Genomic DNA, 12114 nt, shown 5'->3' on the forward strand with positions numbered 1-12114 from the left:
GGTGCCGCGGGGGGTGTCCCCTCACATCTGGGGCAACGACCCGCCCTGGACCGCCTGCATGTCCAGCTCCACCTTCAGCGTGGCGCCGATCGCGGAGATGCCCGCCTGGACGACCTGGTTGTAGTTCATCGCGAAGTCCTCGCGGTGGAGTTGTGCCGTCGCCCGGAAGGCCGCGCGGGTGCCGCCCCACGGGTCCGCGCCCGTGCCCAGGTAGGCGAGGTCCAGGTCCACCGGGCGTACGACGCCGTGCAGGGTGAGTTCGCCGTGGACGGTCCAGCGGTCGGAGCCCGCCGGGGTCAGGCCGGTGGAACGGTAGGTGATCCGCGGGTACCTCTCGACGTCCAGGAAGTCGGGAGACCTGAGGTGGCCGTCGCGCATTCCGTTGCCCGTGTCGATGGAGGCGGCCTGGATCACCGCCTCCACACGGGACTTGGCCACCTCGTCCGGGGCGATCTCGAGGGTGGCGGAGAAGTCGGTGAACCGGCCGTGCACGCTGGAGATGCCCAGGTGTTGGGCGACGGCGCCCACCGAGGAGTGGGCGGGGTCGACGGTCCAGGGGCCGGGCGGCGGCAGCTCGGTGCCGCCCTGCCGGGCGAGGACGACGGTGCCGATCTCGGCCCGTCCGCCGGCCGTGACGATCGCGCTGGAGGCGGCGGGCGCGTACCCGACCGCGGTGACGATCACGGTGTACGCGCCGGGCGTCAGCGCCTTCGCGTCCCGTACGGCGCCGTCGGCGTCCGCCTCGGCCCGCAGCACCTGTGCCCCGGTCGTGTCGGTGACCGTGACGACCGCGTGCGACACGGCCCATCCGTCCCGCGTACGAATCCGTGCGGTCAGTCCCATCCCGTTTCTCCTGCCTGTCTTGCACATGAACCGGCCCGTGGGAGCGCGGCCTCCGCTCGGAGCGCGCGTCCCACGGGCCGGGGGTTTCCTGTTACTCGCCGGGGTGGGCGAGTTCGATGTCGTGGTCGTCGACACCGTGGCCGCCGACGGCCAGGGCGGTGGCCACCGGCGGGTAACCCGTCGCGATGACCGTGTACTCGCCGCCGTCCAGGTCGGTGAAGGCGTACGCGCCGTCCGTGCCGGTGCGCGCCGTGCCGATCACGTTGCCGGCCGCGTCGACCAGCGTGACCCGGGCGTCCGGCAGCGGGCCGCCGGGCGCCCGTACGACACCCTGGAGCCGGGCGCCCGCGCGGAGTTCGACCTCCACCCGGGTGACCCCGGCGCCGCCGACCTCGACGGGCAGTGCCTGCGGACGGTGGCCCGCCGCGTTCACCGCGACGGTCACCGGTCCGGGCACCAGCTCGGCGAAGGCGAACCCGCCCTGCTCACCGGTGGTCCCGGTGGCCAGCACGTCGCCGCGCACGTCGGTCACGATGACCATGGCGTCCTTGACCGGGGTCCCGGTTCCGGCGGCCCGCACGAGCCCGCTCAGCCCGCTCGTGCCGCTCAGCAGGATGTCGTAGGCCACCGGCTCGCCGTTCACGACGATCGTCGAGGCCTGCGGCTGGAAGCCGTCGGCGGAGGCGATCAGGACGTACGAGCCCGTGCCGGGCGCGTCCACCGCGTAGGAGCCGTCGGCCTGCGCGACCGACCGGCCCAGCTGGCGTCCCGCGAGCGAGATCAGCGTGACCGCGGCCTGCGGAACCGGGGCGCTCTCGGCGCCGCGGACGTGACCGCGGACCGGGATCCCGCCGGAGGGCGCCGGGGCGCTCTCCCGTGTCGCCGTGGCGACGGCCGCGAGCCGCTGGCCGGCCTCCGGCGCGGCCTCGGTGCCCGTGCCGGTGCCGCCGGTGCCGCCGGTGCCCGTCACGGTGCCCGTCGTGGGGACGGCCCGGCCCGGGGCCTCATCCTCGGTGGCGGCGACGGTGGGAACCCCCGCGTCGGCCTGCGCGGCCTGGGCGGCCTGCGCGAGGGCGCCCGAGGTCCGCAGCGGGACCTCCTTGATGAACAGCATGATGACGAACGCGAGCAGCGCCAGCGCGGAGGCGATCAGGAAGACGTCCGCGATGCCGTGACCGTAGGCGCTCTCCAGGAGCGTGCGCAGCGGGGCAGGCAGCGCGTCCATGTCCGGGATGGTGCCGGTGCCGGAACGGGCCGCGGCGGCCGCGTACTTCGGGTCGAGGTCGGCCAGGCCGTCCTTGACGTAGCCGGTGATCCGGGTGGACATGATCGCGCCCAGCGCGGAGACGCCGATCGCGCCGCCGAGGGAACGGAAGAACGTCACGGTGGAGCTGGCGGAGCCGAGGTCGGACGGCGCCACCTGGTTCTGTGTGGACAGCACCAGGTTCTGCATCGTCATGCCGATGCCGAGGCCCAGCAGCGCCATGAAGATCGCGACGTGCCAGTAGGCCGTGTCGTAGCGGATGGTGCCCAGCAGACCCAGGCCCGCGGTGATCAGGGCGCCACCGCTGACCAGCCAGTACTTCCAGCGGCCGGTCTTGGTGATGACCTGGCCGGAGACCGTGGAGGCGATGAACAGGCCGCCGATCATCGGGATGGTCATGACGCCCGACATCGTCGGGGACTTGTCACGGGCCAGCTGGAAGTACTGGCTGAAGAAGACCGTGCCGGTGAACATCGCGACGCCCACGAAGAGCGAGGCGAGGGAGGAGAGGGTGATGGTGCGGTTGCGGAACAGCCTCAGCGGGATGATCGGCTCGCTCGCCCTGGACTCGACGAGGGCGAACAGCAGGCCGAGGACGATCGCGCCGCCGACCATCGCGGCGGTCTGCCACGACATCCAGTCGTACTTGTCACCGGCGAAGGTGACCCAGACCAGCAGCAGCGAGACCGCGGCGGAGATGAAGAACGCGCCGCCCCAGTCGACCTTCACCTCCCGCTTCACGACGGGCAGGTGCAGGGTCTTCTGCAGCACGATCAGCGCGATGACCGCGAACGGCACACCGACGTAGAAGCACCAGCGCCAGCCGAGCCACGAGGTGTCGGTGATGACGCCGCCGAGCAGCGGACCGCCGACGGTTGCGACGGCGAAGGTCGCGCCGAGGTAGCCGGAGTAGCGGCCGCGCTCGCGCGGGGAGATCATCGCCGCCATGACGATCTGGGCGAGGGCGGACAGACCGCCGACGCCGACGCCCTGGACCACGCGGCAGGCGATCAGCATGCCGGCGTTCTGCGACAGACCCGCGGCGGCGGATCCGAGGACGTAGATGACGAGGGCTATCTGTACGAGCGCCTTCTTGCTGTACAGGTCGGAGAGCTTGCCCCACAGGGGTGTGGTCGCGGTCATGGAGAGCAGCGCGGCCGTGACGACCCAGGTGTAGGCGGACTGGCCGCCCCCCAGATCGCCGATGATCTTGGGCAGGGCGTTGGAGACGATCGTCGACGACAGGATCGCGACGAACATGCCGAGCAGCAGCCCGGAGAGCGCCTCCATGATCTGCCGGTGCGTCATCGGAGCGCCGTCAGAGGACCCACCTCCGTGCTTGGCGTGAGCCCGCACACCGGCTGGTGTGGTCGTTGCCATGGGTTTCCTTCTCTGGTGGTCTCGTGTGCTTACGCGGGTGTACGGGTGGTGGTCGGTTCTGTCGCGTGGACCGCTTCGGCCTCGACGGGACAGGGAGGCCGCTGGGTGGCGCGGCAGTCGCCGAAGCTCTCGCGCAGCCGGCCCATCAGGTGGCTGAGGAGTCCGACCTCGTGGTCGGTCCAGTCGCTGAGCCGGTCGGCGAAGAGCTGCGAGGAGCTCCGGGAGAGCTCGTCGAGCCGCGCGTGCCCGGCGTCGGTGAGACGCAGGATGCGTGAGCGTCTGTCGGCCGGGTCGGGGAGCCGTTCGATCCAGCCCCGGTCGGCGACGTGCGCGACATGGCGGCTGGTGACGGACATGTCCACGGCGAGCAGCTCGGCGAGCTTGCCCATGCGCATGTCGCCGTGGCGGCCCAGCAGCGTCAGCACGGCGGCGGAACCGGCCGGGCAGTCGTGCGGCAGGATCCGCGACAGCTCCCTTTTGACGGCGCCGATGGCACTGAGCTGACGGGCCAACTCCTCGTACTGCGCCCGCTCGGCCATCGCCCCTCCATATTCGTTGCTTGGGGCAACCATAAATACAGTTGGTTGCCGCAGGCAAACTAAATGGGCCCCGTGGGGATAAAAACATGGCAAAGGCAAGCATTGGCGAACGTAAACCCGCTGGTGAGGGCGGTGCCAGACTGAGAGTCCGCTGTGAGGCCCGGTCGCGCACCGGAGGGGCCCCCGCACTTGGGCGGACTCCGGCTATTCGCTAGGGTCCTGGGCCATGGCAAACACCCAGGGCCCCGAGGGCAACTACGACCCCGCGGGTAGCACCCAGATGTTCCGCGCTTTCGTCGACGAGGGCCCCCAGGCCCGTCAGCAGCAGCAGGTGGCGGCCCCGGCGGGCCCCCGCATCGGCCTCATCATCGGCATCGTCGTCGCCGTGGCGGTCGTGGCCGCCGTGGCATGGCTCGCCCTGTCGTGAGGACGCCCCGCCGGTAGCGGCGGGTCACTTCCACTGGACGGACACGTCCCGCGTCTCGATGTGCATGCCCAACGGCACGCGCCACGCGTCGACGCACACCGTCCAGGACTTCTTGGCGCCCGCTCCCGGGGCGATCGGCGCGGGCAGGTCCCGCGCCGAGGCGATCGTGGCCCAGTCGATCCCGAGCGCCCCGATGATGTGCGTCCCCAGGGTCACCGTGCCCGAACGCACCGCGGTGCCACCGGTGTTGCGGAAGGAGAGGGTCACCTTCTCGCACCAGCGCCGACCGGTGGCCTCGCGCTCGGGCGAGGCTGCCTCCACGGCGGCGGGCGCCGGTGTGGACGGCGCCGAGGGCGCGGGCGTGCCCGGTGTCCCGCCGGAGCCCGCGTCGGCGTGCCCGGAGCCGCCCCGCCCGGACCCGTCCCGGCCGCCGGAGGGTGACCGCGGGCCGTCCTGTCCGGCGCCACCGCCCGTCGCCGCCCCCGCGTCCGTGCGGCCCGGGGAGGGGTCCGGTGCCCCCGGACTCCCTGCCGTGGGCCGTGTCCCGTCGCCGGCCGCGCCGGTGCCGCCGCGGGAGGTCTTCCCGGGTCTCGAAGTGTTCTCCCCGTCCAGCGGGGACAGGGAGACGTCCCCGGTCGGGGCCACGGCCCTGCCGGACCCCCCGGGCGCTCCCGCCGCGACGTGGCCGCTCCCGGCGCCGCTCCCGCAGGCGGCCAGTACGGCACTCAGACACACCACAGCCGTCGAGGCGCCCATCAGGGCGCCTCGACGGCCGGGACCACAAGTCGCTCGACCCGCTGGACGCATCGCGCCAGTGTGACTGACGGGTCGTCAATTATGAAGGCTCGGGAGGCCGTTCCTCCGAGCCGGCTCCTCAGTCGGAGATGAGTCCTTCGCGCAGCTGGGCGAGGGTCCGGGTGAGCAGCCGGGAGACGTGCATCTGGGAGATGCCGACCTCCTCGCCGATCTGCGACTGGGTCATGTTCGCGAAGAAGCGCAGCATGATGATGCGGCGCTCGCGGGGCGGGAGCTTGGCGAGCAGCGGCTTCAGCGACTCGCGGTACTCGACGCCCTCCAGGGCCGTGTCCTCGTAGCCGAGGCGGTCCGCGAGGGAGCCCTCGCCGCCGTCGTCCTCGGGGGCCGGTGAGTCCAGCGAGGACGCCGTGTACGCGTTGCCCACGGCCAGGCCGTCGACCACGTCCTCCTCGGACACGCCGAGTACGGAGGCGAGTTCGGCGACCGTCGGGGAGCGGTCGAGCTTCTGGGACAGCTCGTCGCTGGCCTTGGTGAGGGCGAGCCGCAGTTCCTGGAGACGGCGCGGCACCCGGACCGACCACGACGTGTCGCGGAAGAAGCGCTTGATCTCGCCCACGACGGTGGGCATCGCGAACGTCGGGAACTCCACCCCGCGTTCGCAGTCGAAGCGGTCGATCGCCTTGATCAGGCCGATGGTGCCGACCTGGACGATGTCCTCCATCGGCTCGTTGCGGGAGCGGAAGCGGGCCGCCGCGTACCGGACGAGCGGGAGGTTCAGTTCGATGAGCGTGTCCCGCACATAGCCGCGCTCCGGGCTGTTCTCGCCGAGTGCGGCGAGCCGCAGGAACAGGGAGCGGGACAGGGTACGGGTGTCGATGGCTTCCGAGGTCGGAGCGGCCTGGGCGGCCGGAGCGGCCGGGACGGCGTCCGGGGCCGGAAGGGCCGGTACGTCGACCACGTCGACGATGTCGACTACGTGAAGCGCGTCGGGCTCCGAGTCGCTCTTCGTGAGCGTGAGCACCTTCGAGCTGCCCTGGTCTGCGGACATGCCACCCCCTTTGGGTCGCGGACGGTCGCGGCGGACGCTCCCGTCGGAGGAACGCAGCCTCCACCTGAATACCGGTCGGGAGGCCGCGGCAAACGCGCTTCCGGCAGAATGTCACATGTCGGCAACACGCTGTAGTGACATGTCGACATGGAGAGGGTGAATCGGCCCTGGAAAAGGCGGGTCTGACGGCATTTCATGGCTGAACTGACGGAAAAAGAACCTGTGAGCGATTCGCTCTTTCCGGCTACGCCTCGATCCTGTTTGCGGATCGAAGTCGTGCGAAGCTGCGGGCGAGGAGCCTTGACACGTGCATCTGGGAAACGCCCAGCTCGGCGCTGATCTGTGACTGCGTCAGGTTGCTGTAGTAGCGCAGCAGGAGGATCCGCTGTTCGCGTTCGGGCAGTTGCACGAGAAGGTGGCGTACGAGGTCGCGGTGTTCCACCCCGTCGAGCGCGGGGTCCTCGTAGCCGAGCCGGTCGAGCAGTCCCGGCAGTCCGTCGCCCTCCTGGGCGGCCTCCAGGGAGGTCGCGTGGTACGAGCGTCCGGCCTCGATGCAGGACAGCACCTCCTCCTCGGTGATGCGCAGCCGCTCGGCGATCTCGGCGGTCGTGGGCGTGCGCCCGAAGGCCGTCGTCAGGTCCTCGGTGGCGCTGTTCACCTGCACCCACAGCTCGTGCAGCCGGCGGGGCACGTGGACCGTGCGGACGTTGTCACGGAAGTACCGCTTGATCTCTCCCACGACCGTCGGCATCGCGAAGGTCGGGAACTGCACGCCCCGCTCCGGGTCGAAGCGGTCGATCGCGTTGATGAGCCCGATGGTCCCGACCTGGACCACGTCCTCCATGGGCTCGTTGCGGCTGCGGAAGCGGGCGGCGGCGTAGCGGACGAGCGGCAGGTTCGCCTCGATGAGCGCCCCGCGTACGTGGTCGTGCTCCGCGGTGCCCGGCTCCAGCGTCTTGAGCCGCCCGAAGAGCACCTGGGTGAGGGCCCGGGTGTCGGCGCCGCGGCGTCGCTCGGGGGCGGCTCCCTGGAACGGGGCCTGCTCCTCCTCCGGTGCGCGCTCCTGCTCCGGCGCCGGAGGCCCCTGCGGGGCGCGGTCCTGCGCCGGCGTCCGGTCCTGGGGAGGCGTCCGGTCCTGGGGAGGGGCCGGCTGTTCCAGGAGCGAGGGCCGGTCCTGGGGAGGTGTCGGCTGTTCCTGGAGGGGAGCCCGCTCCGGAGGGGGCGCCTGCTCGTGGAGCGGGGCCCGCTCCCGGGGCGCCGTCGGTTCCTGGGGCGGTGCTTGAGGCGCAGTACTGGCCGGCACGGTCAACTCCACCTCTGTCATCCGTCAGATCCGTCAACTCATCCGTCAAAAGCGGTCATAGCATCACAAGACATGTGCACTGTGTGCAAGCACCGCATAAAGCCGTGTTGAGCGGGAATTGTGGAGAGTTGGAGGACCGGGACGCGGAGAAGCCCCCCGCCGGTCGTGGCGAGGGGCTGGGTGGAGCGCGGCTCAGAACGGGTAGTCGGCGATCACCCAGGTCGCGAACTCGCGCCACAGCGCGACGCCCGCCTGATGCGCGGGATGCTCCAAGTACCGCTGCAGGGCGTCCGCGTCGTCCACCGCGGAGTTGATCGCGAAGTCGTACGCGATCGGCCGGTCGGTGATGTTCCAGTCGCATTCCCAGAACCGCAGATCGGGGATCAGGTCGCCGAGCGCGCGGAAGGCGGCCACGCCCTCGACCACGCGCGGGTCGTCGCGCCGGACGCCCTCGTCGAGCTTGAAGAGGACCAGATGGCGGATCACGGGCACTCCCTGGTGGCGCGGCGCGGGTCGGCGCTCAGTTCTTGGCTCCGTCGGCGATCCACGTCATGAAGTCGCCGACGGACCGGGCGGCGGTCGAAATGCCCTCGAACCCTATCTGGACGTAGTCGGCCGCCTTCGCCGGATCCGTGATGATCACGTACAGCGCGAAGACCACGAGCACATAGACGGCGATCTTCTTCGAATTCACCGCCATCGCGGCCTCCCCTGTGACTGCTGCGCCCGGTGGGCCCCCTGTTGCCGGCGGTGAGTGTAACCTTCACACCCTTTTTTATGGACCAACGGCCTGCCCGCCGGGGCCTTTTGCCGGTGCCGTGCACGGTCGCGGAGGCGCAGGATGGAGCCGAGTCCGGCGGTCGGGAGCCCGCAGGGCCGGGGACGGACCTTACTGCGGGGTCCACGCCACGGGATTCCCCCGAACCCGTGGCGCGGACTTGAGGCCCGCCCCCGCCGGGGCGGCGGCGTGTCCCGCACGCCGCTTCCCCCGGCCCCCAGTGGCGGGACACGCACGAAGGGCCCCGTCTTTCGACGGGGCCCTTCTCAAGCGGTAGCGGAGGGATTTGAACCCTCGGTGACTTGCGCCACACTCGCTTTCGAGGCGAGCTCCTTCGGCCGCTCGGACACGCTACCGAGAGAGACCCTACCCCAAGGTGGGCCGTGGTCCGAAATCCGTTTCCCGCCCGCCCGGGAGTTCAGCGGGAGCGGAAGAATCCGGTGAGCAGACGGCCGCACTCCTGGTCGAGGACACCGCCGATCACCTCGGGCCGGTGGTTGAGCCGGCGGTCGCGTACGAGGTCCCAGACGGAGCCGACGGCGCCCGCCTTCTCGTCGCGGGCACCGAAGACCACCCGGTCCACCCGGGACTGCACCAGCGCGCCCGCGCACATCGCGCAGGGCTCCAGGGTGACGACGAGCGTGCAGCCGGACAGCCGCCACTCGCCGAGCCGCTGGGCGGCCCGGCGGATCGCGAGCACCTCCGCGTGCGCCGTCGGGTCACCGGTGGCCTCACGCTCGTTGTGTCCGGCCGCGAGCACCGTCGTACCGTCCGTGGACAGCACGACGGCGCCGACGGGGACGTCCCCGCCCCGGACGGCCCGGTCGGCCTCGTCCAGGGCGAGCCGCATCGCGGCCCGCCAGCGGTCGCGTACCGGATCTCGTGGAAGGGTCTCCGCTGTTCCGCTCACCCGGGAAACCTAACCCGGGGACCTAGCGGACGGTCTCCAGGACCTCCGCCGCGCCCAGGGCGTCGGCGATCGTGCTGAGCGCGTCGCCTTCGTCCAGGGCGAGCAGTTCCTTCTCGCTCACCCCGAGGTCGGCGAGGATCTCGCGGTCCCCGACGGGGCTGTGCGAGACGGCCTCGCTGGACACGCTCTCTTCCTCGTCGTCCTCGGAGTCGTCCGCGTCGTCGGGTTCACCGTCCTCGGTGCCGTCCAGGTCGAGGGAGTCCAGGTCGGCGTCGTCGTCGCCCGGATCCCGTCCTAGTAGTTCGTCCGTGAGCAGGATCTCGCCGTACGAGCTGCGGGCGGCGGCTGCGGCATCCGAGACGTAGATGCGAGGGTCCTCCTCGCCGTCCACGCGGACGACGCCGAACCACGCGTCCTCCTGCTCGATGAGTACGAGCACCGTGTCCTCCTCCGAGGCTTCACGGGCCAGGTCGGTCAGATCCGACAGGGTCTCCACATCGTCGAGCTCTGTGTCGCTCGCTTCCCACCCGTCTTCGGTGCGCGCGAGCAGTGCGGCGAAGTACACCGTGACTCTCCCACTGGTCGTAGGCGTGCCGGTTGGGGGTCCCCCCGGCGGAGGTTGATGGGCGGGGAGTGCTGCTCCAAGACCCCACCCACTCGGAATCGTGGCAGAAACAGAGCGCTCAGGGGACGTCTTCGGCCTGCTGTGTCTGCCTCTTTTGATCGCTACCAGCGGATCGTACGCGGCCCTCGGCGTCGCGCGTGCATGTCTACGCCCTCACGGCGTGGGCGGTTCCCCGTGCCCTACCAGCGGAAGGTGCGCATGCGCATGGCGTGACGGAGGCGGGCGACCTTGGCGCGCCGTGGCTGGACGCGGTCGCGCAGCTCGCGCGCCTCGGTGAGTTCACGGAGGAACTGGGCCCGGCGTCGCCTGCGCTGGGCGTCCGTCTCCTGCTCGGGCCGCTGGACCGGCCGCTCCGGCCACCGTGCCGGCTGGTCGGGCCGCTCGGGCTGTCGCGCCGGCCGGTCGGGCCGCTCGGGGCGGCGCGGTCGCGCCGAGCCCTTCGGCCGCTTCGGCTGTATGGACTGCTCCGGGGACTTCTCTTCCCGGTCCGGCATACGCACACCACCCCAGCTTGGTCCTTCCCGCCTTCCCCCGGACGGCCCGTTTGATGCCAGCGCGAACGGCACGGAGGCCCGGCTACTGTTGTCCGCATGCGTCTCCACGTCGTCGACCACCCCCTGGTCGCCCATAAGCTCACCACCCTGCGCGACCGGCGCACCGACTCCGCGACCTTCCGGCGGCTCGCCGACGAGCTGGTCACCCTGCTCGCCTACGAGGCCACCAGGGACGTGCGCACCGAGCAGGTCGACCTCGTGACCCCGGTGGCCTCCACGACGGGCGTCAAGCTGTCCCATCCGCGCCCGCTGGTCGTGCCGATCCTGCGCGCGGGCCTCGGCATGCTCGACGGCATGGTGCGGCTGCTGCCGACCGCCGAGGTGGGCTTCCTGGGCATGGTGCGCGACGAGGAGACCCTCCAGGCGTCCACGTACGCGACCCGGATGCCGGACGACCTCTCCGGGCGCCAGGTCTACGTCCTGGACCCGATGCTGGCCACCGGCGGCACGCTCGTCGCGGCGATCCAGGAACTGATCAAGCGGGGCGCCGACGACGTCACCGCCGTCGTGCTGCTCGCCGCCCCGGAGGGCGTCGAGGTCATGGAGCGCGAGCTCGCGGGCACACCGGTCACCGTCGTCACGGCCTCGGTCGACGAACGCCTGAACGAGAGCGGCTACATCGTGCCCGGCCTGGGTGACGCCGGCGACCGGATGTACGGGGCCGCCGAGTAGGAGGGGCCGCTGCCCCGGCCGGCGCCGCGGTCCGTGGCGGTCCGCCCGACCGTGGCCGTCCGCCGGACCGACCGCCGATCCCTCCGTCGCCCTGCGGGGGTGGTGGTGGCCCGGCGTGCCGCCCCCGCGGGTCGGCACGGGTGCGGGTCCGGCCCGCAGCCGTGTTCCGCCCGGCGGCGGTGCGCGGCCGGCCGGCCCGTGAAGTCGTCGAAGGTCCCGCGTCCGACGCGGGACCTTCGGTGTGTTCGGAGTCGTCGGCGGCGCGGGTCGCGCCGTCCGGCGGTCAGCAGTTCTTCGGCTTGGTGGAGTCCGGCTTCGGGTCGGTCAGAAGGGCCAGCGCCTTGTCGGCGTCCTGCTTCTTGGTGAGCGACGTGAACCCGGTGCCGATGATGAGGTCGACCTGGTCCGCCTGCTTCCGGCCGTCGGCCTTCAGCTGGGCGCCGCTGAGCTGGGTGCCCAGGACCGGCAGCGCGGCCTTGACGGCCGCGGCGGAGCCGAGGAGCAGCCCGGGTCCCGTGACCTTCTTGTCGTACGCCTTCGTCGCGTTGCCCACGTCACCGATGCGGAACCCGCGCTTCTTCAGCTCGTCGGCGGTGTCCTTGGCGAGCCCGCTGCGGGGCGTGGCGTTCAGGACGTTGACCGTGATCCGGCCGGGCTCGGGCAGAGCGCCGGCGGCGTCGGACACCGCGGCCGTGGACGCCTTGGCCGACGGACCGGGACCGGTCGCGCAGTGCGCCTTGGTGCCGGCCGCCGTGGCCTTGTCACCGCCGCCCGTGAAGACGTCGATGAGCTGCAGGGTTCCCCACCCGACCAGCCCGAGCGCGGTGACGCAGACGACGACCAGGAACACGAGCCTGCGGCGCCCTCGGGGCCGGCGCATCCGTGGGTACTTGTCCCCCGTGATCCGGTACTGGCCGCCCATGCCAGGGGGAGTGAGCATGCTCATGGGCGCAGCGTAGTGGCCCGCGGCTGTGATGCCTACTAAATGATCATTGACCCGCACGCAGTCCAACCC

Annotated in this window: 14 protein-coding genes and 1 tRNA gene; 2 read left to right on the forward strand and 13 right to left on the reverse strand. The window is 71.5% G+C overall.

The window, feature by feature from the left end; translation table 11 throughout:
- Positions 1–21: 21 nt before the first annotated feature.
- The 3 genes from GFH48_RS20970 to GFH48_RS20980 form a co-directional block, all read right to left on the reverse strand.
- The gene (locus GFH48_RS20970) at positions 22–843 is read right to left on the reverse strand and encodes a YceI family protein (protein ID WP_153289727.1); all 822 of its coding nucleotides are present in this window, start codon (positions 841–843) and stop codon (positions 22–24) included.
- A 91-nt stretch (positions 844–934) separates the two neighbouring features.
- Entirely contained in the window at positions 935–3487 is a 2553-nt protein-coding gene (locus GFH48_RS20975; RefSeq protein ID WP_153289728.1) for an MFS transporter, read from the reverse strand.
- Positions 3488–3516: 29 nt separating this feature from the next.
- A complete protein-coding gene (locus GFH48_RS20980) occupies positions 3517–4026 on the reverse strand; it encodes a MarR family winged helix-turn-helix transcriptional regulator (protein WP_153289729.1) in 510 nt (169 codons plus the stop codon).
- Between the two features lie 226 nt (positions 4027–4252).
- Here GFH48_RS20980 and GFH48_RS20985 point away from each other — a divergent pair, with 226 nt between their 5' ends.
- Positions 4253–4453 (forward strand): hypothetical protein, encoded by a 201-nt coding sequence (locus GFH48_RS20985; RefSeq protein WP_153289730.1) that lies wholly within the window; start codon positions 4253–4255, stop codon positions 4451–4453.
- Positions 4454–4477: 24 nt separating this feature from the next.
- Here the strand turns inward: GFH48_RS20985 and GFH48_RS20990 are convergent, their stop codons facing one another.
- The 9 genes from GFH48_RS20990 to GFH48_RS21030 all read right to left on the reverse strand — a co-directional run bounded on the left by GFH48_RS20990 (position 4478) and on the right by GFH48_RS21030 (position 10331).
- Positions 4478–5209, reverse strand: a complete 732-nt coding sequence (locus tag GFH48_RS20990; RefSeq protein ID WP_228120767.1) for a hypothetical protein — start codon at positions 5207–5209, stop codon at positions 4478–4480.
- A 118-nt stretch (positions 5210–5327) separates the two neighbouring features.
- Positions 5328–6257 (reverse strand): RNA polymerase sigma factor SigF, encoded by a 930-nt coding sequence (locus tag GFH48_RS20995; RefSeq protein WP_153289732.1) that lies wholly within the window; start codon positions 6255–6257, stop codon positions 5328–5330.
- Positions 6258–6501: 244 nt separating this feature from the next.
- The gene (locus GFH48_RS21000; RefSeq protein WP_153293033.1) at positions 6502–7416 is read right to left on the reverse strand and encodes an RNA polymerase sigma factor SigF; all 915 of its coding nucleotides are present in this window, start codon (positions 7414–7416) and stop codon (positions 6502–6504) included.
- Positions 7417–7752: 336 nt separating this feature from the next.
- Positions 7753–8046: a Dabb family protein gene (locus GFH48_RS21005; RefSeq protein WP_153289733.1), complete on the reverse strand. Its 294-nt coding sequence runs from the start codon at positions 8044–8046 to the stop codon at positions 7753–7755.
- A 34-nt stretch (positions 8047–8080) separates the two neighbouring features.
- Positions 8081–8260, reverse strand: a complete 180-nt coding sequence (locus tag GFH48_RS21010; protein WP_153289734.1) for a hypothetical protein — start codon at positions 8258–8260, stop codon at positions 8081–8083.
- A 349-nt stretch (positions 8261–8609) separates the two neighbouring features.
- Positions 8610–8694, reverse strand: a tRNA-Ser gene (locus GFH48_RS21015).
- 62 nt (positions 8695–8756) lie between these two features.
- Positions 8757–9188 (reverse strand): tRNA adenosine(34) deaminase TadA, encoded by a 432-nt coding sequence (gene tadA, locus GFH48_RS21020; protein ID WP_153293034.1) that lies wholly within the window; start codon positions 9186–9188, stop codon positions 8757–8759.
- A gap of 82 nt (positions 9189–9270) precedes the next feature.
- Positions 9271–9813, reverse strand: coding sequence for a tRNA adenosine deaminase-associated protein (locus GFH48_RS21025; RefSeq protein ID WP_153289735.1), 543 nt, complete (start codon positions 9811–9813; stop codon positions 9271–9273).
- Between the two features lie 239 nt (positions 9814–10052).
- Positions 10053–10331, reverse strand: coding sequence for a hypothetical protein (locus GFH48_RS21030; protein ID WP_403244718.1), 279 nt, complete (start codon positions 10329–10331; stop codon positions 10053–10055).
- Positions 10332–10463: 132 nt separating this feature from the next.
- Here GFH48_RS21030 and upp point away from each other — a divergent pair, with 132 nt between their 5' ends.
- Positions 10464–11099, forward strand: a complete 636-nt coding sequence (gene upp / locus GFH48_RS21035; RefSeq protein WP_153289737.1) for a uracil phosphoribosyltransferase — start codon at positions 10464–10466, stop codon at positions 11097–11099.
- Positions 11100–11382: 283 nt separating this feature from the next.
- On the opposite strand, the gene GFH48_RS21040 is transcribed toward upp, so the two are convergent.
- Positions 11383–12021, reverse strand: coding sequence for a LytR C-terminal domain-containing protein (locus GFH48_RS21040; protein ID WP_153293035.1), 639 nt, complete (start codon positions 12019–12021; stop codon positions 11383–11385).
- Between the last annotated feature and the right edge of the window lie 93 nt (positions 12022–12114).

Source organism: Streptomyces fagopyri, assembly GCF_009498275.1.
Classification (GTDB): domain Bacteria; phylum Actinomycetota; class Actinomycetes; order Streptomycetales; family Streptomycetaceae; genus Streptomyces; species Streptomyces fagopyri.

Excerpts from the sequence above, each read along its gene's own strand:
- GFH48_RS20970 (WP_153289727.1), bottom strand. The coding sequence starts at position 843 with ATGGGACTGACCGCACGGATTCGTACGCGGGACGGATGGGCCGTGTCG.
- GFH48_RS20975 (WP_153289728.1), bottom strand. The coding sequence starts at position 3,487 with ATGGCAACGACCACACCAGCCGGTGTGCGGGCTCACGCCAAGCACGGA.
- GFH48_RS20980 (WP_153289729.1), bottom strand. The coding sequence starts at position 4,026 with ATGGCCGAGCGGGCGCAGTACGAGGAGTTGGCCCGTCAGCTCAGTGCC.
- GFH48_RS20985 (WP_153289730.1), top strand. The coding sequence starts at position 4,253 with ATGGCAAACACCCAGGGCCCCGAGGGCAACTACGACCCCGCGGGTAGC.
- GFH48_RS20990 (WP_228120767.1), bottom strand. The coding sequence starts at position 5,209 with ATGGGCGCCTCGACGGCTGTGGTGTGTCTGAGTGCCGTACTGGCCGCC.
- GFH48_RS20995 (WP_153289732.1), bottom strand. The coding sequence starts at position 6,257 with ATGTCCGCAGACCAGGGCAGCTCGAAGGTGCTCACGCTCACGAAGAGC.
- GFH48_RS21010 (WP_153289734.1), bottom strand. The coding sequence starts at position 8,260 with ATGGCGGTGAATTCGAAGAAGATCGCCGTCTATGTGCTCGTGGTCTTC.
- tadA (WP_153293034.1), bottom strand. The coding sequence starts at position 9,188 with ATGCGGCTCGCCCTGGACGAGGCCGACCGGGCCGTCCGGGGCGGGGAC.
- upp (WP_153289737.1), top strand. The coding sequence starts at position 10,464 with ATGCGTCTCCACGTCGTCGACCACCCCCTGGTCGCCCATAAGCTCACC.
- GFH48_RS21040 (WP_153293035.1), bottom strand. The coding sequence starts at position 12,021 with ATGGGCGGCCAGTACCGGATCACGGGGGACAAGTACCCACGGATGCGC.